The sequence below is a fragment of the Paenibacillus uliginis N3/975 genome (assembly GCF_900177425.1).
GTDB classification, from domain to species: Bacteria; Bacillota; Bacilli; order Paenibacillales; family Paenibacillaceae; genus Paenibacillus_AQ; species Paenibacillus_AQ uliginis.
The window spans coordinates 5,307,730-5,331,244 of record NZ_LT840184.1 but is presented as its reverse complement, the minus strand read 5'-3'; the positions used below and the strand labels follow the sequence as shown (position 1 = coordinate 5,331,244).

Sequence of the window (23,515 nt, the reverse complement as noted above, 5' to 3'; positions counted from 1 at the left end):
CATGAGATTTGCAGTACTCGTCTTCCCTGGCTCCAACTGTGATATCGATTGTTATAAAGCAGTGGAGCAGACACTGGGACAGCCAGTCGATTATGTATGGCATACCGAAACGGATCTGTCGCTCTATGATTGCATCTTGGTGCCTGGTGGTTTCTCTTACGGAGATTACCTACGGTGCGGTGCGATTTCCCGGTTCGCCCCGGTCATGAACGAAGTGGCCAAAGCGGCGGAAGAAGGAAAGTTTATTCTTGGGATATGCAATGGATTCCAGATATTGACGGAAGCGGGCCTGCTACCAGGTGCGCTGCGTCGTAATGAATCTATGAAATTCCGTTGTCATGACAGTGTGCTTCAAGTTGTAAATCATGAAACACCGTTTACACGTGATTACTCGGAAGGGCAAGAGATCGTTATTCCGATTGCCCACGGTGAAGGTAATTATTATTGTGATGAAGCTACACTGCAAAAGCTCCGGGACAACCGGCAAATCGTATTTACGTATAAGGATAATCCGAACGGATCCGTTGGGGATATTGCAGGGATCTGTAACGAGCGCGGTAATGTGCTCGGCATGATGCCTCACCCGGAACGGGCTGTCAGCAGCCTGCTCGGTTCGGAAGACGGAAAGGCAATGTTTACATCCATCATTCAGACATGGAGGGATCGTCATGGTGCAGCAGCAAGTGTCCGCTAAAGAACCGACAGCAGAGCAGATTGCAGAGTTTCGGGTGTATGAGCAAATGGGTGTATCAGACAGCGAGTATGATCTGATCTGTTCGTTTATGGGACGGAAACCCAACTACACGGAGATCGGTGTCTTCAGTGTGATGTGGTCCGAGCACTGTGCTTACAAGAACTCGAAGCCACTGCTTCGGCGTTTTCCTACAAGTGGTCCCCGTGTTCTGATGGGACCTGGTGAAGGAGCCGGTATTGTGGATATCGGTGACAACCAGGCCGTGGTGTTCAAAATCGAAAGTCACAACCATCCGTCCGCTGTTGAGCCTTACCAAGGCGCGGCTACGGGTGTAGGCGGCATTATCCGTGATATTTTTTCCATGGGTGCAAGACCGGTGGCACTGCTGAACTCTCTTCGATTCGGCAAGCTGGAGAGTGACCGTGTTAAATACCTGTTCGAGCATGTGGTCTCGGGTATTGCTGGTTACGGCAACTGCATCGGGATTCCGACCGTTGGCGGAGAGGTTGTCTTTGATGAAAGCTATGACGGCAACCCGCTCGTAAACGCCATGTGTGTAGGAATTATTGATCACGATAAAATTCAGCGCGGTGTCGCCAAAGGAGTTGGCAACCCGGTTTATTACGTAGGCCCTCCTACAGGTCGGGACGGTATTCACGGTGCAACCTTTGCATCCGTTGAGCTGACAGAGGAATCGGAGGCTAAGCGGACGGCCGTTCAGGTTGGCGATCCATTTATGGAGAAGCTTGTCATGGAATCTTGTCTGGAGCTCATTGATACCGGCATCGTGCTGGGGATACAGGATATGGGTGCAGCAGGCCTGACTTGTTCAAGCGCCGAAATGGCTAGCAAGGCTGGCAATGGCCTGGAGCTCTATCTTGATCAGGTACCACAGAGGGAAGAAGGCATGTCGCCTTATGAAATGATGCTGTCTGAATCCCAGGAGCGCATGCTGTTCGTGGTTGAACCGAGTGATGAAGCGCAGGCACTTGAAATATTCGAACGCTGGGGTGTTATCTGTGCCAAAGTCGGAAAGGTAACGGACGATGGCCGATTGAAACTGATCCATCATGGTGAAGTGGTCGGCGACATGCCGGTCAAGGCGCTGGTGGATGAGTGTCCAGTATATAACAAGCCTTCGGCAGTACCTGCTTATTATGAAGCTCAGGCTTCGATCGATACGCTCCGCTATGACGAAGTGAAGGATCTTGGCGGCGCGCTCAAAAAGGTACTTGGTTCCCCAAGCCTTGCAAGCAAAGCATGGGTTTACAATCAATATGATTATATGGTTCGTACCAGTACGGCGGTTCGTCCAGGTTCTGACGCGGCTGTCGTTACCGTTGACGGTACACGCAAGGCGCTTGCGATGACAACGGACTGTAATGGACGCTATGTATATCTGGATCCCGAACTCGGCGGCAAAATTGCAGTCAGCGAAGCAGCTCGTAACATTGTCTGCTCCGGTGCTGAGCCGCTGGCAATTACAGACAACCTGAATTTCGGAAGTCCTGAGAAGCCTGATATTTTCTGGCAGATGGAGCGTGCGGTTGACGGGATGGCGGAAGCCTGCCGTGAGCTGAATACACCGGTCATCGGTGGTAATGTCAGTCTTTACAATGAGAATGCGAAGGGTGCGATTTACCCGACACCCGTCGTAGGGATGGTAGGTCTGATCCACGATACCGATCATATTACGACCCAAGGGTTTAAATCGGAAGGTGATGTGATCTATCTGCTGGGAGAGACACGAGCAGAACTTGGCGGCAGTGAGTTCCAAGCCGTTCTGCATGGCGTTTCAGAAGGTAAACCTCCTGTACTGGATTTGCGTACGGAGAAAAGATTGCTGGATAGCGTCCTGACCTCTATTCAGTCTGGCTTTGTCTGCTCCGCTCATGATGTATCCGAGGGAGGACTAGCGGCAGCCTTGGCTGAAAGCTGTATCAGCGGAAACATAGGAGCTGCGGTCAACTTGAATACGGATCTAAGAAATGACGTTGCGCTCTTCAGCGAGAGCCAGTCCCGTATTATTCTTTCCGTATCACCTCGCAAGCAGTCTGATCTGGAACAGCTTCTGAAAGAAGCAAATGTTCCGTTCGCTGCGATTGGCCGGGTTGGAGGAGAAGCCTTGTGCATCAACATTAACGGTACTTCCACTGTGCAAGAACCGGTGGAGGCTTTGAAATCCGTCTGGGAGGATGCCATTCCATGCCGCATGAAATAACACCGGAAGGATTATGGACTGGCGATTACTATAACGAAGGAACAGGACAGAGCGATATTTTCGATACGCTCAAAGAGGAGTGCGGCGTGTTCGGGGTATTCGGACACCCGGATGCCGCCTCATTGTCCTATTACGGTCTGCATGCCCTGCAGCACCGGGGTGAGGAAAGCGCAGGGATCTGCGTGGCTGACGGCCAACAGTTTAACTACCATCGTGGGATGGGGCTGGTCAAGGAAGTGTTTGACAAGGATCGGCTGGAATCGTTAACGGGTGATATGTCGATCGGACATGTTCGTTACTCTACCAGCGGAGACAGCCAGCTGAGTAATGCGCAGCCGCTCGTGTTTAAGTACCGTGAAGGTAATCTGGCCATTGCCACGAACGGCAACATTGTTAATGAGCCGAAGCTTCGGCATGAGCTTGAGAATTCGGGTTCGATCTTCCAGACCACAAGTGATACGGAAGTCATCGCTCACTTGATCGCGCGCTCGCCTAAGGATTTTGTCGAGGCAGCGAAGGATGCTCTGCAGCGCCTTGTTGGCGGATTCGCGTTTCTGCTTATGACCAACGACAAGTTGCTTGTCGCTTCCGATCCGAACGGACTCCGTCCCTTGACGATGGGTCGGCTCGGCAATGCCTATATTTTTGCCTCTGAAACGTGCGCAATGGAGGTAATCGGAGCTGAGCCGATTCGTGACATCGCGCCGGGTGAGTTGCTCGTACTGGACGTAAACGGACTGCATGAGGATCGCTATACGGAACCTGCGCAAAAAGCACTGTGCGCGATGGAGTATATTTATTTCTCCCGTCCGGACAGTGACCTGAACGGATCGAATCTACACTCTGCACGCAAACGCATGGGCAGCCGGATGGCACTGGAATCGTTCGTGGATGCGGATGTCGTGACAGGTGTTCCCGATTCCAGTATTTCAGCCGCGATCGGTTATGCTGAACAGACGGGCATTCCATATGAGCTGGGGCTGATCAAGAACAAATATACCGGCCGGACCTTTATCCAGCCGAGCCAGGAGCTTCGTGAGCAGGGCGTGAAGATGAAGCTGAGCGCCGTGCGGCGTGTTGTGGAAGGCAAACGTGTTGTGATGATTGACGACTCTATCGTACGCGGGACAACATCCCGCCGGATTGTGAATCTGCTGCGGGATGCGGGAGCTGCGGAAGTGCATGTCCGCATTACTTCACCGCCGTTCAAGAATCCTTGCTTCTACGGAATAGATACACCGAATCGCCGGGAGCTTATTGCTTCCGGGAAGAGCGTGGAGGAGATATGCAAGGAGATCAATGCGGACTCCTTGTCGTTCTTAAGTCCGGAAGGACTGATTACAGCGATTGGCGGATATGACGAGAAGAGTTACAAGGGTGGGTTATGTATGGCATGTTTTGACAACGAATACCCAACACAGATTGATTTTAACGGTGAGGAAAAGATGGGTTGCAGCTGCTGATTTTAAATGCGTGTTCAAAAAGTCGGACTTTTTGAACAACCTCTTTAAATGATTCTGGAGCAGCCAAGGGGCAAGTGTACGGCTGTCTCCGGATAATCATTCTTTTAAAATATAGAAAGTATAAATTTCATATTGATACTTGGCTTATATTCTTTCGCGAAACGTAAGCTTTGGCCGTTAAAGACGGTGAAGCCGTTTAGGCTTGTCTGCTGAGTCATTAAGGCTATTAAACATTATTCAACTTAATTCTCTCTTTAACAAAGGAGTGTAAAGCGCGTGTCTGATACTTATAAAAACGCCGGTGTAGATATTGCTGCAGGCAATGAAGCTGTAGAACGGATGAAAAAGCACGTCAAAACGACTTTCAGACCGGAAGTTATGACGGACCTTGGTGGTTTTGGAGCTCTGTTCCAACTGAATAAGGATCAATATGAAGAGCCGGTTCTCGTCTCAGGTACCGACGGCGTCGGCACAAAGCTGAAGCTTGCATTTGCGATGGATCGTCATGATACTATCGGAATTGACGCGGTAGCCATGTGCGTAAACGACGTTGTGGTGCAAGGCGCGGAACCGCTCTTTTTTCTCGATTATTTAGCTTGTGATAAAGTCATTCCCGCGAAAATTGAGTCGATTGTCAAAGGGATTGCCGATGGTTGTAATCAGGCTGGTTGTGCTCTGATTGGCGGAGAAACGGCTGAAATGCCCGGGATGTATGCAGAGGGTGAGTATGATATCGCCGGTTTTACTGTCGGTATTGTCGACAAGAGCAAGATGATTAACGGATCATCGATTGCATCTAGCGACGTCGTCCTAGGTCTGGCTTCAAGCGGCGTACACAGCAACGGTTTCTCGCTCGTTCGCAAGCTGCTGTTGGAACAGTCGGGATATACACTAGATCAGATAATGCCTGAGCTTGGCAAGTCTCTCGGAGACGCGCTGCTCACTCCAACGAAGATTTATGTTAAATCACTGTTGGCTCTTATGAAAGAGATTGAAGTGAAGGGTATGGCTCATATTACAGGCGGCGGATTTATCGAAAATATTCCGCGGATGCTGCCGGATCACGTCAATGTCGACATCGAATACGGTTCATGGCCGATTCTGCCGATATTCAAACTGATGCAGGAACAGGGCGATATCTCGAACAAAGACATGTTTACGACATTTAATATGGGGATTGGCATGGTTGTTATCGTTGCAGAACAGAATGCTGACAAGGCACTACAGCTTTTGCGTTCCTCAGGGGAAGAGCCTTATGTTATCGGACGTGTAACAGACGGAGAGCGTGTGGTTACCTTTACAGGAGCGGATGTGTAATGGGTTCTTACCGGATTGCGGTGTTCGCTTCCGGCAGGGGAAGCAACTTTCAGAGTTTGGTTGATGCGCAAGCCAGTGGCGCACTGGGTGGAGAAATTAGTCTATTGGTATGTGACAAGCCGCAGGCACCCGTCGTCCAGCGTGCACGTGAAGCGGGGATCGAGAGCTTTGTATTCCAGCCGAAGGATTATGCATCCAGAGAGGATTATGAGCGCGAGATTGCGGCAGAGCTGCAAAAAAGCGGGATCGATTTGATCGTTCTCGCTGGCTATATGCGGTTGTTAACCTCTGTCCTGGTAGAGCCTTACTCCGGCCGGATGATTAACATTCACCCATCTCTCTTACCTTCGTTTTCAGGTAAAAATGCGATTGGACAGGCGTTGGAGTATGGGGTGAAGATGACAGGAGTCACCGTTCATTTTGTCGACGGGGGTATGGATACAGGCCCGGTTATTGCTCAGCGTGCCGTAGAAGTTGTTGAGGGAGATGACGAAACATCCCTTGCCGAACGGATTCACGCCGTAGAGCAGCAGCTGTACCCGGAAGTCGTATCCTGGTTCACAGCGGGGCGAATTGAGCTGATTGGGCGTAACGTGGCGATTGCTGCACCGGGAAAACGGTAAAACCGGACAAGGGACGCCCAATCATCGACATGTTCGATATTTCTCGGGAAATACTTTAGGAATTATCTCTTATCGACAGCATTTACGTAACAAGACAAACATATGGGTAACTTTCGAAAATGTTAGGGAGGAATGAACGTGAGTATCAAAAGAGCGCTGGTTAGCGTTTCAGATAAGACGGGAATCGTGGAGTTTTGCCGCGAATTGGCTTCTCTCGGGGTGGAGATTATTTCAACAGGAGGCACAAAAAGTCTGCTAGCGAAAGAGGGAGTGCCGGTTATCGGCATATCAGACGTAACGGGCTTTCCGGAAATTTTGGACGGACGTGTGAAGACACTTCATCCGGCTGTACACAGCGGCTTGTTGGCTGTGCGTGATAGCAGCGAGCACCGCCGCCAGATGCAGGATTTGGGCCTCGATTATATCGATCTGGTTGTTGTGAATCTGTATCCGTTCCAGGAGACTATTGCTAAGCCGGATGTCGAATACGAGGATGCGATTGAGAATATCGACATCGGTGGTCCGACGATGCTCCGTTCCGCCGCGAAAAATCACGCTTTTGTCAGTGTAATTGTAGATGCGGACGATTATAGCGCCGTACTCGAGGAAATCCGAGCAGATGGAGATACGACATTTGAAACACGTAAACGTCTTGCAGCTAAGGTGTTCCGTCATACTGGAGCGTATGACACGCTTATTTCCGAGTATTTGTCGAATGTGACAGGCGATCCGCTGCCGGAACGCTTTAGCGTAACCTATGAGAAAATTCAGGATTTGCGTTATGGCGAGAACCCGCACCAGAAAGCGGCATTTTATAAGAAACCGCTGGCTCCGTCTGGTACTTTGACTACAGCTGAACAGCTTCACGGCAAGGAATTATCGTACAACAACATTAATGATGCCAATGCAGCACTGCAAATTGTGAAGGAATTCGATGAGCCGGCTGTAGTTGCGGTAAAACATATGAACCCTTGCGGCGTGGGCGTAGGAACTAATGTGCTTGAAGCGTTCAAAAAAGCTCATGCAGCCGATCCAACCTCAATTTTCGGCGGCATTGTAGCAGCGAACCGCACGGTAGACGGACCGACAGCTGAGCTTTTGAAGGATATTTTCTTGGAGATTGTTTTGGCACCAGATTTCACACCGGAAGCGCTGGAGCTGCTAACGAAGAAGAAAAATATTCGATTGCTGAAAATGGGCGAATTTGGCTCCGCGAAGGATCGGAAGAGTGTGCTTGCTGTAACTTCGATTGAAGGTGGCATGATCGTACAGGAGAGCGATGTTCATTCGCTGGACGCAACTGATCTGAAGGTTGTTACAGACCGTCAGCCAACAGAAGATGAGCTGAAGCAGCTCTTGTTCGGATGGAAAGTCGTGAAGCATGTAAAATCCAACGCGATTGTGCTGGCTGCTGATGATATGACTGTTGGCGTTGGCGCAGGACAGATGAACCGTGTCGGTTCAGCGCGCATTGCCATCGAACAGGCGGGTGAGAAGGCTAAAGGAGCGGTACTTGCTTCGGATGCGTTCTTCCCGATGGGAGACACTTTGGAATTTGCAGCTAAAGCCGGAATTACCGCAGTGATTCAGCCGGGAGGCTCTATCAAAGATGAAGAGTCGATCAAAGTGGCTAATGAGAACGGGATTGCCATGGTATTTACGGGCGTAAGACATTTCAAACACTAGAATTGTTGGAGGAATCGTATATTCGGGATGGTATGGCAGCATGCAAGCTGGACGCCCCGGGCGGTTCCTTTGCTCTATAAATGATTCATCTCATAAATCGGTTTTGCGTAAACGAACTTTTCTCGTGGGAGGGGAAGCATGGATATTTTAGTCATCGGAGGCGGAGGACGCGAACATGCCATTGTATGGGCGCTGTCCAAGAGTCCCAAAGCCGGAACGATATACTGCGCACCCGGAAATGCCGGGATTGCACAACTTGCTGAATGTGTGCCAATCGCTGTCAATGCATTCGAACAATTGAGAGCATTTGCTCAGGAAAAAGAGGTCGGGCTTGTCGTTGTTGGACCAGATGATCCCTTGGCGGACGGTATCGTTGATGTGTTCGAGGAGGCGGGTATTCCCGTGTTCGGACCGCGTAAAAATGCCGCAGAAATTGAGGGAAGCAAGACGTTTATGAAGGATCTTCTTCATAAATATAATATTCCAACAGCGGACTACGCGAAATTCGACGATTTCGAGAAGGCGTTGGAATATTTGCGCAGTAAGCAAGCACCTATCGTTATCAAAGCTGACGGTTTAGCCGCAGGCAAAGGGGTTACGGTGGCTCGTACGATGGAAGAAGCGGAGCAAGCACTTCGCGATATCATGGAGTCTAAGGTATTCGGAGATGCGGGCAGCCGTGTTGTCATTGAGGAATTCCTGGAGGGACAGGAAATGTCCATTTTAGCGTTTGTTGACGGGGAAACCGTGAAGCCGATGTCAGCCGCCCAGGATCATAAACCGGCCTTTGATGGCGACTTAGGGCCGAATACAGGCGGAATGGGCACTTATTCTCCTCTGCCGCATATCCCGGACTCCGTCATTGAGGAAGCGATCGAAACGATCATAAAGCCAACGGCCAAAGCCATGGTGTCCGAGGGACGCCCATTCCGGGGTGTGCTGTTCGCGGGATTGATGATTACACCGGACGGTAAACCGAAGACAATCGAGTTTAATGCCCGTTTCGGCGATCCTGAGACACAGGTGGTGCTACCGCGTCTGAAGACAGATTTGCTGGAAGTATTTTTGGCAGCGGTAAACGGAAGTCTTGCGGAGCTGGAGCTGGAGTGGAGCGAAGAATCTGCAGTTTGTGTCATTTTGGCATCAGGAGGATATCCTGCTTCCTATGCGAAAGGGCTAGTTATATCCGGCTTGGATGCCGAGGATAACGACTCGATCGTGTTTCATGCCGGAACGGCTCTCGATGAGGAAGGTCGATGGATTACGAACGGTGGACGTGTACTTGGAGTAGTTGGTATGGGTACCGACATCGCATCAGCGCGTGCCAAAGCCTATAAGCGTGCTGGACATATTATTTTTGAAGGCAAGCACAGCCGGACAGATATTGCCGTCAAAGCTTTGGTTTAATTCAACTGACAGGTTGATGTACGCTTGTATCGAACAGGCATGATAGCATTTTTGAGGTGTGTGACAAAAGGCCTGCTGTGACTGCAGGTCTTTTGATTCTGATTTAGTGCAAACGTTTGTTTAAAAGCATTTCATAGTTGTCTTTATTTATGGACAATTGGGCGATATTCCAAAGTTTTTTTAACAAAAACATGATATGTTACGAAAAACAGCGAAAACAGGAGAGAAAATTAGATTAATGCACAAGAATTACCTTAAATGCAATGTGCAAACGTTTTTACAACGGAAGTTGATTATTGTATGATGATTTCAGTGGATGAAGCGCTTTCCAATCACGGATGTCCCGGAAAATCCCGCTGGCTCTACATAGAAATAGCGAGCTTGAAAATTTTCTGAAATCGTTTGCGCAGATTTCCAACATTTTCTGTACTTTTACTGAGAGGGGTTATATTGGAATGAAAATGAAAAAAGTACTTACGCTCGCTGCCGCTTTCACGATGGCAGTGTCCATTACAGCATGCGGAGGCAAATCAGCTACTCCTGAACCAGCAGCACCAGAAAGTCCTTCTACGGAAGCAAAAACATCAGCACCAGATCAAAGTGCTCCTGAATTGAAGCCTGAGGACGGCGCAAAACTGGTTGTTTGGGAAAGTAAGGATGAAAGAGCTTATACAGATGCTGTTATTAAAGCATTTACTGAAAAATATGGCGTGGAAGTAACATTGGAAGAAGTGAACCCTACGGACCAAGCAGGTAAACTGCTTCAAGACGGACCTTCCGGTATGGCTGCTGACGTTGTTATGTTCCCTCACGATAACTTGGGTAAAGTTGCAGCTGCTAATCTGGTTCTGCCTAATGATTCATTCGAAGCAGAAACTAGAGATCAGAATACGGAAGCTGCCATTCAAGGTGTAACTTTCAACGATGTGTTGTATGGATATCCTCGTGCGGCAGAAACTTACCTGATGTACTACAACAAGGACTTGATCAAAGAAGCTCCGAAATCCTTTGAAGAAGTAATCGAATTCAGTAAAACGTTTACAGATAAATCGAAAAATAAATACGGAATTATGTGGGAAACCGGTAACCTGTACTTTAACTATCCGTTCCTTGCATCGACCGGCGGTTACATCTACGGTAACGGCGGTACAGACATTAACGATATCGGACTTAACAGCGAAGGCACTATTAAGAGTATGGAAGTATACTCAAGCTTGAAAGAAGTTCTCCCTGTAAAATCCGGTGACATTACTCCGGACATCAAGCGTGGTCTGTTCACTTCCGGTGACCTGGCTATCGACATCAACGGTCCTTGGGAACTGGGCACCTACAAGGAAGCTCTTGGCGACAAACTGGGCGTAGCTCCAATCCCAGCCATTGGCGGACAGCCAGCCGTCTCCTTCTCTGGTATTAAAGCTTGGTATGTTAACTCATACAGCAAATATCCAAATGCAGCCCGTCTGTTTGCAAACTTTGCAACATCAGAAGAAGCTCAATTGCAGCTTAGTGAACTCGTAGGTTCTGTACCAACGAACAAAAAAGCTCAAGAATCCGACCAAATCAAGAACGATCCATATGTATCTGCATTCACTGAGCAGTTCAAGAACTCCCAGCCAATGCCTTCTATCCCTGAAATGGGTAACGTATGGGCCCCTGTAGGTGCTGCCCTTGCTGAGATCTGGGATAACAACAAAGATGTCAAAGCTACATTAGACAAAGCAGTAACACAGCTTCAGGAACTGAACAGCGGTACAGCTGGGAAGTAAATCTTACAATAGAGCATACACAAACTATTAAAAAATGATGTTCACCCGTCGATGTCCGGCGGGTGATTCCTCGATTATACGGAGAGGAGAATGGATGGAGCATGCGTCAACATCGTACGACTGCAGCCGTGTTATCGGCCATTTGCATGGGATTCGGACAGCTTTATAATCGCCAATGGATCAAAGGCGCCATTTTGACCGCTTTAGGAATATCAAGTTTGTACTTCTTTATTAATAATTTGGGTGACGCCTTGTGGGGGATTACGACACTTGGCGAGAACGGCAACCACTTCGAGAAAGTAAACGGTTTAACCAAGCTTGTAGAGGGTGACCATTCCATCAATCTGTTGATTGAAGGACTCATCACTTTGATTTTGCTTGCTCTATATCTTATTGCTTACTACGCGAACATCAAAAATGCGTATAATACCGGAAAACAAAGGGACAACGGTGAAAAACCTAACACGTTTAGAGAGACCCTTAACTATATTTTTGAAATTAAGTTTGCACAATCCTTCTTGACACTTCCCGCTTTCGGGATTCTGTTTTTTACGATTATGCCGATCATATTCATGGTCATGCTGGCGTTTACGAACTATTCAGCTCCGAACAACCTTCCTCCTGCCAAGCTTGTTGACTGGGTTGGGTTTGAGACATTTACAAATCTGGTAGCTCTGAAATCATGGAGTCACACCTTCTTTGGTGTTTTGACTTGGACGATTATCTGGGCGATTCTGGCTACGGTTACTACCTATTTTGGTGGTGTATTGGTAGCGCTATTGATTCAGCAAAAAGGAATTCGTTTCAAGGGCGTATGGCGCGTAATTCTTATTATTCCTTATGCGATTCCGCAGCTGATCTCTTTGCTCGTTATGCGTAACATGTTCAATGGACAATTTGGACCGATCAACCAGTATATGAGATATTTTGGTTTGGAAGGCCTGCCATGGCTTACCGATCCGTTCTGGGCAAAGGTAACGGTTATTGTCGTTAACATGTGGGTAGGTATTCCGGTATCTATGCTGCTTGTTATGAGTGTTCTTACCACGATTCCTAAGGATCTTTATGAAGCTGCCGATGTAGACGGCGCGAGCGGATTCCAGAAGTTTAAAATTATTACGCTCCCGATGATTTTGTTCTCTACGGCACCTGTACTCATTACTCAGTTTGCAGGTAATATCAACAACTTTAACGCCATCTTCCTGTTGACAAACGGAAACCCGGTTGTCGGGGACTATCAGTATGCGGGGGCAACAGACCTGCTTGTAACCTGGCTGTATAAATTGACGCTTGATCAGCAGCGGTACAGTATGGCATCGGCCATCGGTATCATAATCTTCCTGATTATTGCTTCCTTCTCCATCTTCAACTACCGCCGCACAAGATCATTTAAAGAGGAGGATATGATCCAATGATCGGACAGAAGCTCAAGAAAACCATTCGTCTGACGGCGAGTTATATTATGTTGGTCATCATCGCTATTTGCTGTATCTATCCGGCACTATGGGTTGTTCTTGCATCCTTCCGTCCTGGTAAATCACTGTACAGCAAATCTCTTATTCCAGAGAGCTTTACAATTGCGCATTATCAGGAATTGTTTACTTCAAAAACCTTTATGTTCGGCACCTGGTATTTGAACACCTTGAAAATTGCCGTTCTGACTACGGTTATCGGTACACTCCTTGTCTTACTGACAAGTTACGCGGTATCGCGTTTCCGGTTTAAAGGACGGAAAAATGCTTTATCTACCATTCTCGTACTGGGGATGTTCCCTGGCTTTATGAGTATGATCGCGCTGTATATTTTGCTGAACTCATTGGATCTTTTGAACACACACATGGCGCTGATCATCGTGTATGCAGCAGGGGCCCCGCTCGGTGGAACGCTCATTATGAAAGGCTTCCTTGATACGATTCCACGAAGTCTGGACGAAGCGGCAAAAATCGACGGTGCGACGAATTTTGCAATTTTCCGTAAAATTATTCTTCCATTGTCCAAACCGATGATTACGTATATGGGTCTGACCCTGTTCGTCGGCCCTTGGGTGGATTTCATCTTTGCCCGCCTAGTGCTTCGGACGAAGGAGAACTGGACACTGGCTGTCGGCCTGTGGGACCTTGTTAACTCCCAGCAGGACAGTAACTTTACACTGTTCGCGGCTGCAGCTGTGCTGATCGCCCTGCCAATCACAATCTTGTTTGTATTCCTGCAGCGGATGCTCGTTGACGGCATGACAGCTGGGGCAAGCAAGGGATAATCCTAGTTCCATAACAAATAAATCAGACAAAGATTTAAGACATCGAGAGGCACAGCAGTGAAAGATCGCTGTGCCTCTTTTGTATCTTAAACGCATACTTGAGGGGCAAAGGATATGAAATTAGTAGGGCGATTTCAATTCGGATCGATAGGTATGGCGGTACTGCGGTTGGCGCTATCCTCCCCTTCGGACAGGGGAAAAAGAAGAAGCGAAAACGGTCGACCCAGGTATTAACCAGGGCTCGACCGTTTTTTAGGATGCGCAATATTTATTTGCCTATGTTTTTAAAGAGTTCTCGCACGAAGCAGCGGAGAGGACGAAACGATTCCGGAAAAACGCAGTGATCGCCTTTGTCCCCGAATTTCATCCGTCAAGGAATAATTCAAGAAATTCGGGGGCAAGAGCGATTGTAGGAACGGTTCATACTCGTAGCGTCTTCCAAACAGATTCCCTCTATTTAAAAGAAGCATATCCTTCGTCAGCCATGACTACACTGCCGTTAATAGCACTGGCTTCAGGAAGAGTAAGCAGGTATACGGAGTCGGCAATCTGTTCCGGGTGCGTTAGTTTGTTACCCATAACTTTAGATTTCATCGATTCTACCATACCATTATCCTTATAACCTTGAATGATAGGAGTATCCACCGCGCCAGGAGCTACTGCAACAACACGGATGCCGTATGGAGCCATTTCAAGTGCTGCAGATTTAGTCATCATGATGACGGCACCTTTGGAAGCGTGATAAGCAAACGTACCGGGAGATGCCAGGAAGCCGAATACCGAAGCTGTATTGATGATGACACCTTTGATAGACAGCTCGCGCATTTTTTTACCGGCTGCAATAATACCGTGAGTCACACCATGTTGGTTGACATTAATGACAGTGTGGTAGTCCGCGAGATTCTGATCCAGTACGGGAGTAATACGTCCGATACCGGCATTGTTGAACATGACATCGATTCTGCCAAAGGTTTCTACAGCTTTCTCGACCAGTGTCTCCACATCTTCATACTTGGACACGTCCGTTTTGACAAAGATAGCTTCTCCACCAGCCGCTTGAATTTGTGCAACCGTTTCGTTTCCTGCAGCTTCATTGAAATCTGCCACAACGACCTGATCGCCCTTGCTTGCAAACTTCAATGCGGTTTCTTTTCCTATTCCACTGGCAGCGCCGGTAATGACAGCAACTCTTTTATTAGACATTCGATATTCCTCCTTAATATATAATTCATGTGACTAGAGATAATAATGAATACGTTTTCTTAATCTATTATTATGGTAACATTGAGTAGTGTTAATTAAAATTTAAATATAATTAGGTTTAGTTAAGTTGAATTGAACTGAATTGAGGTGGGGATTTGAATCTTGAACAAATGGAGTATATTGTACAAGTGGCCAAAACCGGTTCATTGACAAGCGCCGCTCAGCAATCCCATGTCACATTATCGGCGATCAGCCAATCGATTTCAGCGATGGAAGCGGAGTTAGGAATCACCTTGTTTACGAGGTCCCGGGGATCAGGCGCTACACCTACCGCGGAAGGACAGGTTATTATCCAAAAAGCGAATGAGGTGCTGATGAAGCTCCATGAGTTGAGGGAAGAAGCTCAGTCGTTCAGCAATGAATTAAGCGGTAGGCTTAAAATCGCAACCATTCCGGGTCCCATGCATCTTCTGGTAGATGTTATCGCAAAATTCAAGAGGGAAAATCCGAATGTGAAGATCGAAGTTTATGAAAAAGGACCAAAGGAGATTTTGCATGATATCGAGCACAATCACATCGACGCTGGATTAATCGTCCTAACTGAAAATGTGATGCGGAAGTACAAAGCGTTATCTTTTGAACGGCTATTGGAGGGGAAAATCGTCGTTGGCGTAAACAGCAGGTCCCCATTATCGCTTAAGAAATCCGTTACTCCTGATCAGTTGGTCAACCAGACGTTTGTCTTGTACGATGATGAACAGATTCGTGATATTGTTACAGACTTCATATCCGTGTACGGAAACCTGGATATTCTGTTCATCACTAATAATACACAGGCTATTGATAATGCAGTTAATGAAGGTCTGGCAATAACCCTTGGACTCGACTATTCATTTCATAGCTATGATGATAATAGAGACAGTAATATCGTTACGGTTGATTTAGATCTGCCAGGTAAGGAGCCGGTATATTACGGATGGGTTAGTCCCAAAGGAAAGAACACATCCCATATTTCCAAAAGATTTATGAATAAGCTCAAATACGAATTGTGATATCGCCTATAGAATAAAAAGAAAGAGCAGTCCGGAATTCCGGAACTGCTCTTCTCATATTAAGGCTGCCAGTTTACGTTGACGGTTGCAGTACCGCTGGCAGGAGCTGTGAAAGAATGGTTGGCACCGCCTTCCCATGTGACCGTAGAGCCGTTCTTTTTCAGAAACTTGAATTCAATTGTTTTACCTGCAGGAACACTGACGTCATAGTACCAAGTCGGGTAACTGTAGATAACTTGATTATATATCGGGCCTATCGCTTTGGTTGGTTCCCAATTGCCCATTTCACTTACATTGCCTGAGAGATAAACATTTTGACCAGGAACAGTGGTTGCGTTGTTCACGACAAATCGGACACTAACCTGATCGCCGGTCAGAATTTCGAAGTTATCATATACATTGCTTGCGGTTCCGGCTGAATTTGCGATTTTGATATTATACAGTCCTGGGGTTACCGCCGGAATATTCACTTTAATCTGGCTGTCTTCCCATGTGGTAATGTTGCTTCCCGTTACAGCTGTTGTGCCGAAATAGACCGTTCCTTTGGTCGATCCGAAGCCCCTTCCGTCAATGGTGACCGTTGTGCCTGCCTTAGCCATCATTGGACCGACATGACCGATAACCGGTGTAGACTGGGCAGTTGTGTATTGCCATACAGCCGTTGCACCTGCAGCAAGCGTAAAGTTGTTAACGGCACCGCCGCTAAGGGCGGTAATTGCGCCACCGTTTAGTGTGCCGCCGAGCACATCAGCGTAAGTTCCTGCAGGAAGGGATGTGGCAAGGCCGGTGATGGAAGCGGAGGACGACAGGTTGCGGTTGACTGCTACAATAGCGACGCTGCTGCCGAATTTGCGCTCAAATATAAGAAAATCGTTATTGATCCAGCGCTCTTGCGTGGAGCCGTAAGCAATGGCTGGATTTGTTTTGCGCAGCGGAGCCAGCTTTTTAATGACATTGTATGCGGTTGTACTTGTTGAGAATGAAGGAATTCGTGCCCGGTTGTTCGGGTCTGTTCCACCAGACATGTATTGTTCCGTTCCATAGTAAATAGCAGGAACACCCCGAGAGGTGAGCGTGAAGGCGAGTGCTTGCTCAAGCTTGCGCTTATTCGCGCTGGAGTTGTGGAAACGCTCCATGTCGTGGTTATCGATGAAGGTAACCTGATCGTCCACCTGGGCATAGTCACTGGCCGATCCTTCCAACATGGACTTTAAGCCATACATAGTGTCCGTGTTGTCACGGAATACCTCGCGAACCTTCTGGGCAAATCGAAAATCGAGCAGACTCATACCGGTTTCGTTCGCGAACTTATGATTCTCTGCGCTGACCTCATTAACACCCAGGAACCATTCACCGAAAGTAAACACGGGTTTGTAGTTATTGATGGAGGACATGAAGTTTTTTTGCCAGCCGAAAGGCATGTGCTTCACAGCGTCAACCCGGATACCGTCAATGCCGAGATCAAGCCACATTTTGATTGCATCCTTCATATATGTATCAATCGTGCTGTTGTTATGATTCAGATCGGCAAGATCATAGAGGTTCTTGTAAATGCCATTTTCGGTGGTGGAGAAATCGGTGCCTCCATTATGGTGAAACCAATTTTGTGTATCGTTGGTATAGCCGCCGAGTAGAGTGCCGTTGTTATAGAGTTTGCCGTTCTCTGCGAATGAAGGTTGGTCGGAGGAAGCAGGTGATGTATGATTCGGTGCGAAGTCGATGACGACTTTGATGTTCTTGGCATGGGCGGCAGCAATGAGATTATTAAAATCTGCTATTGTGCCATAGGCTGGATTCGTTTTCTTGAAATCTCTTGCCCAGTAACCGTGATAAGCGGTGTTGTTGACACCGGAATAGTTGATCACGCTATAAATATTCTCTACCGGCTGTGAGATCCAGATCGCGGTGATGCCCATACCGGTGAGATAACCGTCGTTAATCTTGTTGATGATACCCTGCCAATCGCCGCCGCAGTACAGTCTCAAATTGGTGCATGTTCCATCAAAGGCTGACCCCGTTGGGTTGTTGGCGGTATTGCCATCTGAGAAGCGGTCCGTAAAGATTTGATAAATAACGTCCGTGCTGAAATTCTGTTTGTTGGATACAGCGGTGTCAGGTGCCGCTTGAGCGGTTGTAAACATACTGAGTGAAAGGGATAAAGCGAGGGTTATTGCGGCTGTTACCTTGGTAAACTTGTTCATTAGTTAATACCTCCTTTGATAACATGTAGTTTCGCAGTGGATATGTTGAACAATTTGAATCCGGTGAAATAAACACCTTGACTGCATCACCTCCATAAAAAGTTACAAAAAACCCCGGCATCTCAGAAGAGAAACCGGGGTTGTTCTTAACCGTTAAGGTTGAAGAAGGCATAGCCCTTAAATTCTATGAATTGCTTGATTTCAAGAACATTTTATATGCAAGCGTATTCAATTGTCAATGCAGCTGTTAAAATATGATGAGAAGATTTAAAAATAACAGGCGAACACGAAATTAAGTGAAGGGGGATCACGATGTCTCTTGATTATATTGAAGAGGGTGCGGAAACACTTGAGCTTGAACCGGATAGTGTGAAGGCTGCTTGCAGAGCCATTGATCGGGAAATTGAAGCCGGTACAGCACCGGGGGCGGTGCTTGCAGTCGTGTATCGCGGTCGGGAATGGATGTATACAACCGGTTACGCCAATCCGGAACAGCGGATGCATGTGCAAGAGGACACGCTATATGATTGTGCGTCGTTAACCAAAGTTGTAGTTACACTGCCGCTTATTCTGAGTCTTATTGACGAGGGGATTTTAGCGCTTGGAACCACGATATCATCGTGGCTTCCTGAATTTGGAGCAGCGGGTAAGGAAGAGGTAACGGTCGGACAGCTGTTGACCCATACGTCCGGTTTACAGGCGGATATGAACCTTCATTCGCATGGCTGGAGCATGGAGCGGATGTGGGAGGCTATAAACCAAGTGGCGCTCCAGAGAGAGCCGCAGACTGCAGTTGTATACAGTGATTTAGGTTATTTGATACTGGGACGTCTTGTTGAGGAAGTGCTCGGGATGCCGATTGATGAAGCCGCTAGAATCCGGATTTTTGAGCCACTGGGAATGAAAAGAACCGCGTTTTCTCCGATTATTGATTCCAAGAGTCGTTGTGCGGCAACAGAGTATGACGACGAGTTCGGGGGACATTTATGCGGAGTCGTGCATGATGAGAAGGCACGTGCGTTAGGAGGGGCGTGTGGGCACGCCGGATTGTTCGCAAGTGCGGGTGATCTAGCACGTTATGCGCGGATGTGGCAGGAAGGCGGTCTGGTCCCGGATGATTCCTCTACTCCTTCGGGAAGTGCACAATACCAGCGTATTTTGTCCCGGGCTGCAGTGGGAATGTCTATACAAAGTCATACCATCGGAATTCCAGACGCGAACAGGGGACTCGGCTGGGTTCTTAAGGGAGACCGGATGGATGCATCCGGCGATTGGATGAGTACACGAAGCTATGGACACACGGGGTTTACCGGCACGAGTCTGTGGATTGATCCCGATCATGATCTCGCTGCCGTTCTGCTGACGAATCGGGTCTATGGAGGGCGCAGCGGAAGTGTTGCATCCCTTCGAGCTCGTGTGCACAACGCGTTAACGGCTGCGGTAAGAACCTGATTCAAGATTAGATGTAACACTCGATATGGAACAATGTCTAAATGAACTGAGAAATTTTTGTGATAACACCCAAAACATAAGCTGACACGAGATTTATCTTTTGATATAATAAGGGAGTTACGGGGGAACACGTACGGTATTTATAGATAAAATATATAAAGAAGAGAGAAGACCTTCCATGGATTTGGAGGGTCTTTTCCTATTTATAAAGATAAATAGCACGGTGGTAGATACGGGTTGCTTTTTTCTTCAAACATGGTAATATAGAATGAAGAATCTTAATATTAAGACAATATCGAGGACTGTTAGGATAATAATATTAAGGGTAGTTATGTTCAGGGTACAAGTTCTGAAAGGAGATGTTTAATATGGAGCATCATCATATATACCGGCAGGGAACGTCGGCTGAGGCCCCAACGCTTCTGCTGCTTCATGGCACTGGTGGGAATGAGCAGGATCTTCTACCGCTCGGGGAGATCATCTCCCCGACTTCAAATCTGCTTGGCGTCCGGGGAAATGTACTGGAAAACGGTATGCCACGCTTTTTCAGGAGATTGTCTGAAGGGGTATTTGATGTAGAGGATCTGATCCAGCGTACGAAGGATTTAAAGGCTTTTATCGATGACGCGGCAGCACAATACGGCTTCGACCGGAGTCGTGTAGTTGCTGTAGGATATTCCAACGGCGCGAATATCGCGGCCAGCTTGCTCTTTCATTACGGGGGTACGCTGCAGGGTGCTGTACTGCATCACCCGATGGTGCCGCTGAGAGATAAAGAGCTGCCAGATCTGGCAGGTGTACCAGTGTTTATTGCAGCAGGACAGCGCGATATGATGTGCCCTCCACAGGAAACAGAGGATCTTGCTTCGCTGTTGACCGGAGCCGGTGCTGATGCCCTGGTTAATTGGGAGCATGGCGGACACCAGCTGAGTCGTACTGAGGTGGTGGCTGCGGCTGCCTGGTTCAAGGAGAAGTTTGCATAACCTTCGGCTGAATAGAGCGTTCATAGAGAAGAGGGAAGAACATGCCTTCTTCTCTTTTTTAATAAAATGAAATCGTTTCCAATTGGATGTGTATCTAATATAACATATCTTTGTGCGGTATATTGCATAAGTGTAATATTTTGCATACAATGAAATTGTAATTAAAAGGTATCGTTTGAGATCCATACCCATGGGAGGGAATTTATATGGCAAGCAAAATGTTAAGCGCTTTCTTGCAGCAGAATCTTACAGAGCTCAAGGGACAGGGACTCTATAATACGATCCAGCCTCTTGAAAGTCCGAATGGTCCATTGATCACCATTCAGGGCCGTGAATTTGTGAATCTATCCTCCAATAACTATCTGGGCCTTGCGAATGATGAACGATTGAAGGAAGCAGCCATCCGGGCAACAAACGATTTTGGTACGGGAAGCGGCGCTGTCCGCTCTATTAACGGAACTCTAACCCTTCATGTTGAGCTTGAAGAGAGGCTTGCACATTTCAAAGGAACGGAAGCGGTACTTACGTTTCAATCCGGTTTTAATTGTAACATGGCGGCGATCTCGGCTGTGATGGGGGCCGGTGATGCAATACTATCCGATGAATTAAACCACGCGTCTATCATCGATGGCTGTCGTTTAACTAAAGCGAAGGCTATTCGTTATAACCACTCGGATATGGAAGATTTGCGGACCAAAGCAAAAGAAGCGAGAGAGTCCGGGCAATACGACAAGATCATGGTCATTACCGATGGCGTGTTCTCGATGGATGGCGACATTGCGAAGCTTCCGGAAATTGTAGAGATTGCGGAAGCCTATGATCTTATCACATATGTAGATGATGCCCACGGTTCTGGGGTTCTTGGGGGCGGAGCGGGGACTGTGAAGCATTTCGGATTGTCGGACAGGGTGGATATTCAGATCGGAACTTTGTCCAAGGCTGTCGGTGTGGTCGGAGGGTATGTTGCCGGATCCCGTGATCTAGTTGATTGGCTCAAGGTCCGCAGCCGGCCGTTCCTGTTCTCAACGGCATTGCCTCCAGGCACTGTTGCCGCTTGTATTAGCGCTGTTGACATTCTTCAGAACAGTAATGAGCTTCAAACCAAGCTCTGGGAGAATACCAGATACCTGCAGGAAGGGCTCAAAAATCTTGGTTATTCTATAGGGTCTACGGAAACTCCGATAACGCCTTGCATCATCGGGGACGAGGTGACAACACAGAAGTTCAGCATCAGATTGTACGAAGAAGGCGTATATGCCAAAGCGATCGTGTTCCCGACAGTACCGAAAGGGACAGGAAGAGTTCGTAACATGCCTACCGCTATGCATACTAGGGAGATGCTGGATCGCGCACTCTCCGCATATGAAACCATCGGACGCGAACTGGGTCTGGTTCGTTAAGGGGGCACGAAACAATGAAACGGATTATGGTAACAGGTGCGCTCGGTCAGATCGGTTGTGATTTGGTGGCGAAATTGCGGCAAATCTACGGTGAAGAAGCCGTACTCGCGACAGATATTCGCCAGATCCATCATGAAACGGTACAGTTAGGACCGTTCAGAACATTAGATGTAACGGATAGCACTGCATTTTATGAGGCGGCAAGGGAGCACAAGGCAGATACAATTATTCACCTTGCAGCACTTTTGTCCGCTAAAGCAGAATCAGATCCAGCGCTTGCTTGGCACCTGAACATGGGCGGTTTGTTAAGCGGGCTGGAGACGGCGCGGGCGTTGTCCTGTCAGTTCTTTACACCGAGCTCCATAGCAGCATTTGGATCAGACACCCCCAAAAATGCCACACCGCAGGACACGCTGCAGCGTCCTTTAACGATGTATGGTGTCAGCAAGGTTGCGGGTGAGCTGCTATGTGATTACTATTACCATAAATATGGAGTGGACACCCGTGGCTTACGTTTTCCAGGTCTGATATCCCACTCAGCGCCTCCGGGAGGAGGAACAACTGATTACTCGGTTGAAATGTATGGAGCTGCTATCCGCAGCGGTAGCTATACTTCCTATATTAATAAAGGGACATACCTTGATATGATGTACATGCCGGACGCTATCCAAGCCGTTATCACACTCATGGAGGCAGACCCTTCCAAGCTGAAGCATCGCAATGCCTTTAATGTAACGGCGATGAGTGTTGATCCTGAAGGAATTGCCGCCAACATCCGCCGGCATATTCCGGAATTTATGCTTGATTATGATGTGGATCCGGTCCGCCAAGCCATCGCAAACGAATGGCCGGATTCCATTGATGCAACGGCAGCACGCGAAGAATGGGGATTTGATGTACAATATGATTTGAACCATATGACCGATGATATGGTGTCAAAGCTTATGGTGAAGCTGCAGGCTGATCAGAGCAAGATCAGTTAACCGCTTAGGATCAGAAGGAGGATATTGTTCGATTGGAACCCATTCATAAAAAAGTAGGGAGAAATTTACAAGCAATTCGTAAATCACGGGGCTTAAGCCTCGATAACGTTGCCGAGTTGACCGGTGTAAGCAAAGCCATGCTAGGACAAATCGAACGCGGAGATTCAAACCCGACAATTTCCGTACTGTGGCGAATCGTTAGCGGACTGGGCATTTCATTCACCACACTCATTGAGGAGTCGGAAACCGAAGTGACCGTAGTGTCGCCTGATGAGGTGGAGCCTTTTCATGAGGCAGAGGGTGCTTACCGAGTTTATCCGTTGTTTTCTTATAATCTGCGTACCAAATTTGAGTCTTATATGGTGGTGATGGATCCGGGGTGTGACCACGGGTCTGAAGCACATAATGACGGCGTCGAGGAATATATTTTTGTGCATGAGGGGGAGCTTGAACTCTGGCGTGAAGACGAAAGTTATACGGTTCCTGCCGGCAACTCCGTCCATTTCTCTGCTAACCGGCCGCATCGATATCGTAATCCGGGCAAGAAGACCACGAAATTTTACACCATTATATTCTATGCGGATGCCGCAGCTCGTCGTTAAATGACCTCCTGTTTTTAATATCATTGAAATATCGATTTACTTTAAGGAACGCAGCCATACGTGGTTGCGTTTTTTTGTTTCGTGGATTTGCTTAGAAACATCCAGTAAAAATGGTACATATTTCTTATTCATAAGAAGGGAAATTAAATAACTAAGAGAAGTATATTGTTATGAAACTGCTTACAGGATGATTAAGGATGAAATA

At 47.7% G+C, this 23,515-nt stretch carries 18 protein-coding genes; 16 read left to right on the top strand and 2 right to left on the bottom strand.

Going from position 1 to position 23,515, the window contains the following annotated elements; all coding sequences use genetic code 11:
* Nucleotide 1: 1 nt before the first annotated feature.
* The 10 genes from purQ (at nt 2) to B9N86_RS24875 (ending at nt 13,434) form a co-directional block, all read left to right on the top strand.
* On the top strand, nt 2-694 hold the full coding sequence (purQ, locus tag B9N86_RS24920) for a phosphoribosylformylglycinamidine synthase subunit PurQ (protein ID WP_208915779.1): 693 nt from the start codon (nt 2-4) through the stop codon (nt 692-694).
* A complete protein-coding gene (purL, locus tag B9N86_RS24915; RefSeq protein WP_280175010.1) occupies nt 672-2,915 on the top strand; it encodes a phosphoribosylformylglycinamidine synthase subunit PurL in 2,244 nt (747 codons plus the stop codon). The genes purQ and purL overlap by 23 nt, the downstream gene beginning before the upstream one ends.
* A complete protein-coding gene (gene purF / locus B9N86_RS24910; RefSeq protein ID WP_208915777.1) occupies nt 2,900-4,378 on the top strand; it encodes an amidophosphoribosyltransferase in 1,479 nt (492 codons plus the stop codon). Before purL ends, purF begins: the two co-directional genes overlap by 16 nt.
* A 276-nt stretch (nt 4,379-4,654) precedes the next feature.
* Nucleotides 4,655-5,695 (top strand): phosphoribosylformylglycinamidine cyclo-ligase, encoded by a 1,041-nt coding sequence (gene purM, locus B9N86_RS24905; RefSeq protein WP_208915776.1) that lies wholly within the window; start codon nt 4,655-4,657, stop codon nt 5,693-5,695.
* Entirely contained in the window at nt 5,695-6,318 is a 624-nt protein-coding gene (gene purN, locus B9N86_RS24900) for a phosphoribosylglycinamide formyltransferase (RefSeq protein WP_208915775.1), read from the top strand. The genes purM and purN overlap by 1 nt, the downstream gene beginning before the upstream one ends.
* Before the next feature lie 138 nt (nt 6,319-6,456).
* Complete coding sequence (gene purH, locus B9N86_RS24895; RefSeq protein WP_208915774.1) at nt 6,457-8,004, top strand: bifunctional phosphoribosylaminoimidazolecarboxamide formyltransferase/IMP cyclohydrolase; 1,548 nt, start codon at nt 6,457-6,459, stop codon at nt 8,002-8,004.
* Nucleotides 8,005-8,142: 138 nt separating this feature from the next.
* Entirely contained in the window at nt 8,143-9,411 is a 1,269-nt protein-coding gene (purD, locus tag B9N86_RS24890) for a phosphoribosylamine--glycine ligase (RefSeq protein ID WP_208915773.1), read from the top strand.
* Nucleotides 9,412-9,866: 455 nt separating this feature from the next.
* Nucleotides 9,867-11,177: a sugar ABC transporter substrate-binding protein gene (locus tag B9N86_RS24885; RefSeq protein ID WP_208915772.1), complete on the top strand. Its 1,311-nt coding sequence runs from the start codon at nt 9,867-9,869 to the stop codon at nt 11,175-11,177.
* 101 nt (nt 11,178-11,278) lie between these two features.
* Nucleotides 11,279-12,592 carry a carbohydrate ABC transporter permease gene (locus B9N86_RS24880; RefSeq protein WP_208915771.1) on the top strand — a complete coding sequence of 438 codons (1,314 nt, stop codon included), beginning with the start codon at nt 11,279-11,281 and terminating at the stop codon, nt 12,590-12,592.
* Complete coding sequence (locus B9N86_RS24875) at nt 12,589-13,434, top strand: sugar ABC transporter permease (RefSeq protein WP_208915770.1); 846 nt, start codon at nt 12,589-12,591, stop codon at nt 13,432-13,434. Before B9N86_RS24880 ends, B9N86_RS24875 begins: the two co-directional genes overlap by 4 nt.
* A gap of 453 nt (nt 13,435-13,887) precedes the next feature.
* On the opposite strand, the gene B9N86_RS24870 is transcribed toward B9N86_RS24875, so the two are convergent.
* Complete coding sequence (locus B9N86_RS24870; protein ID WP_208915769.1) at nt 13,888-14,637, bottom strand: SDR family NAD(P)-dependent oxidoreductase; 750 nt, start codon at nt 14,635-14,637, stop codon at nt 13,888-13,890.
* A 155-nt stretch (nt 14,638-14,792) separates the two neighbouring features.
* Here B9N86_RS24870 and B9N86_RS24865 point away from each other — a divergent pair, with 155 nt between their 5' ends.
* Nucleotides 14,793-15,689, top strand: a complete 897-nt coding sequence (locus B9N86_RS24865) for a LysR family transcriptional regulator (RefSeq protein ID WP_208915768.1) — start codon at nt 14,793-14,795, stop codon at nt 15,687-15,689.
* Between the two features lie 59 nt (nt 15,690-15,748).
* Here the strand turns inward: B9N86_RS24865 and B9N86_RS24860 are convergent, their stop codons facing one another.
* Nucleotides 15,749-17,890 (bottom strand): alpha-amylase family glycosyl hydrolase, encoded by a 2,142-nt coding sequence (locus B9N86_RS24860; RefSeq protein ID WP_208915767.1) that lies wholly within the window; start codon nt 17,888-17,890, stop codon nt 15,749-15,751.
* 312 nt (nt 17,891-18,202) lie between these two features.
* Here B9N86_RS24860 and B9N86_RS24855 point away from each other — a divergent pair, with 312 nt between their 5' ends.
* The 5 genes from B9N86_RS24855 to B9N86_RS24835 all read left to right on the top strand — a co-directional run bounded on the left by B9N86_RS24855 (nt 18,203) and on the right by B9N86_RS24835 (nt 23,310).
* Nucleotides 18,203-19,342, top strand: a complete 1,140-nt coding sequence (locus B9N86_RS24855; protein ID WP_208915766.1) for a serine hydrolase domain-containing protein — start codon at nt 18,203-18,205, stop codon at nt 19,340-19,342.
* A gap of 368 nt (nt 19,343-19,710) precedes the next feature.
* Nucleotides 19,711-20,325, top strand: a complete 615-nt coding sequence (locus tag B9N86_RS24850) for an alpha/beta hydrolase (protein ID WP_208915765.1) — start codon at nt 19,711-19,713, stop codon at nt 20,323-20,325.
* Between the two features lie 206 nt (nt 20,326-20,531).
* Nucleotides 20,532-21,725 carry a glycine C-acetyltransferase gene (locus B9N86_RS24845; protein WP_208915764.1) on the top strand — a complete coding sequence of 398 codons (1,194 nt, stop codon included), beginning with the start codon at nt 20,532-20,534 and terminating at the stop codon, nt 21,723-21,725.
* 14 nt (nt 21,726-21,739) lie between these two features.
* A complete protein-coding gene (locus B9N86_RS24840) occupies nt 21,740-22,708 on the top strand; it encodes an NAD-dependent epimerase/dehydratase family protein (RefSeq protein WP_208915763.1) in 969 nt (322 codons plus the stop codon).
* 32 nt (nt 22,709-22,740) lie between these two features.
* On the top strand, nt 22,741-23,310 hold the full coding sequence (locus tag B9N86_RS24835) for a helix-turn-helix domain-containing protein (protein WP_208915762.1): 570 nt from the start codon (nt 22,741-22,743) through the stop codon (nt 23,308-23,310).
* Nucleotides 23,311-23,515 lie beyond the last annotated feature (205 nt).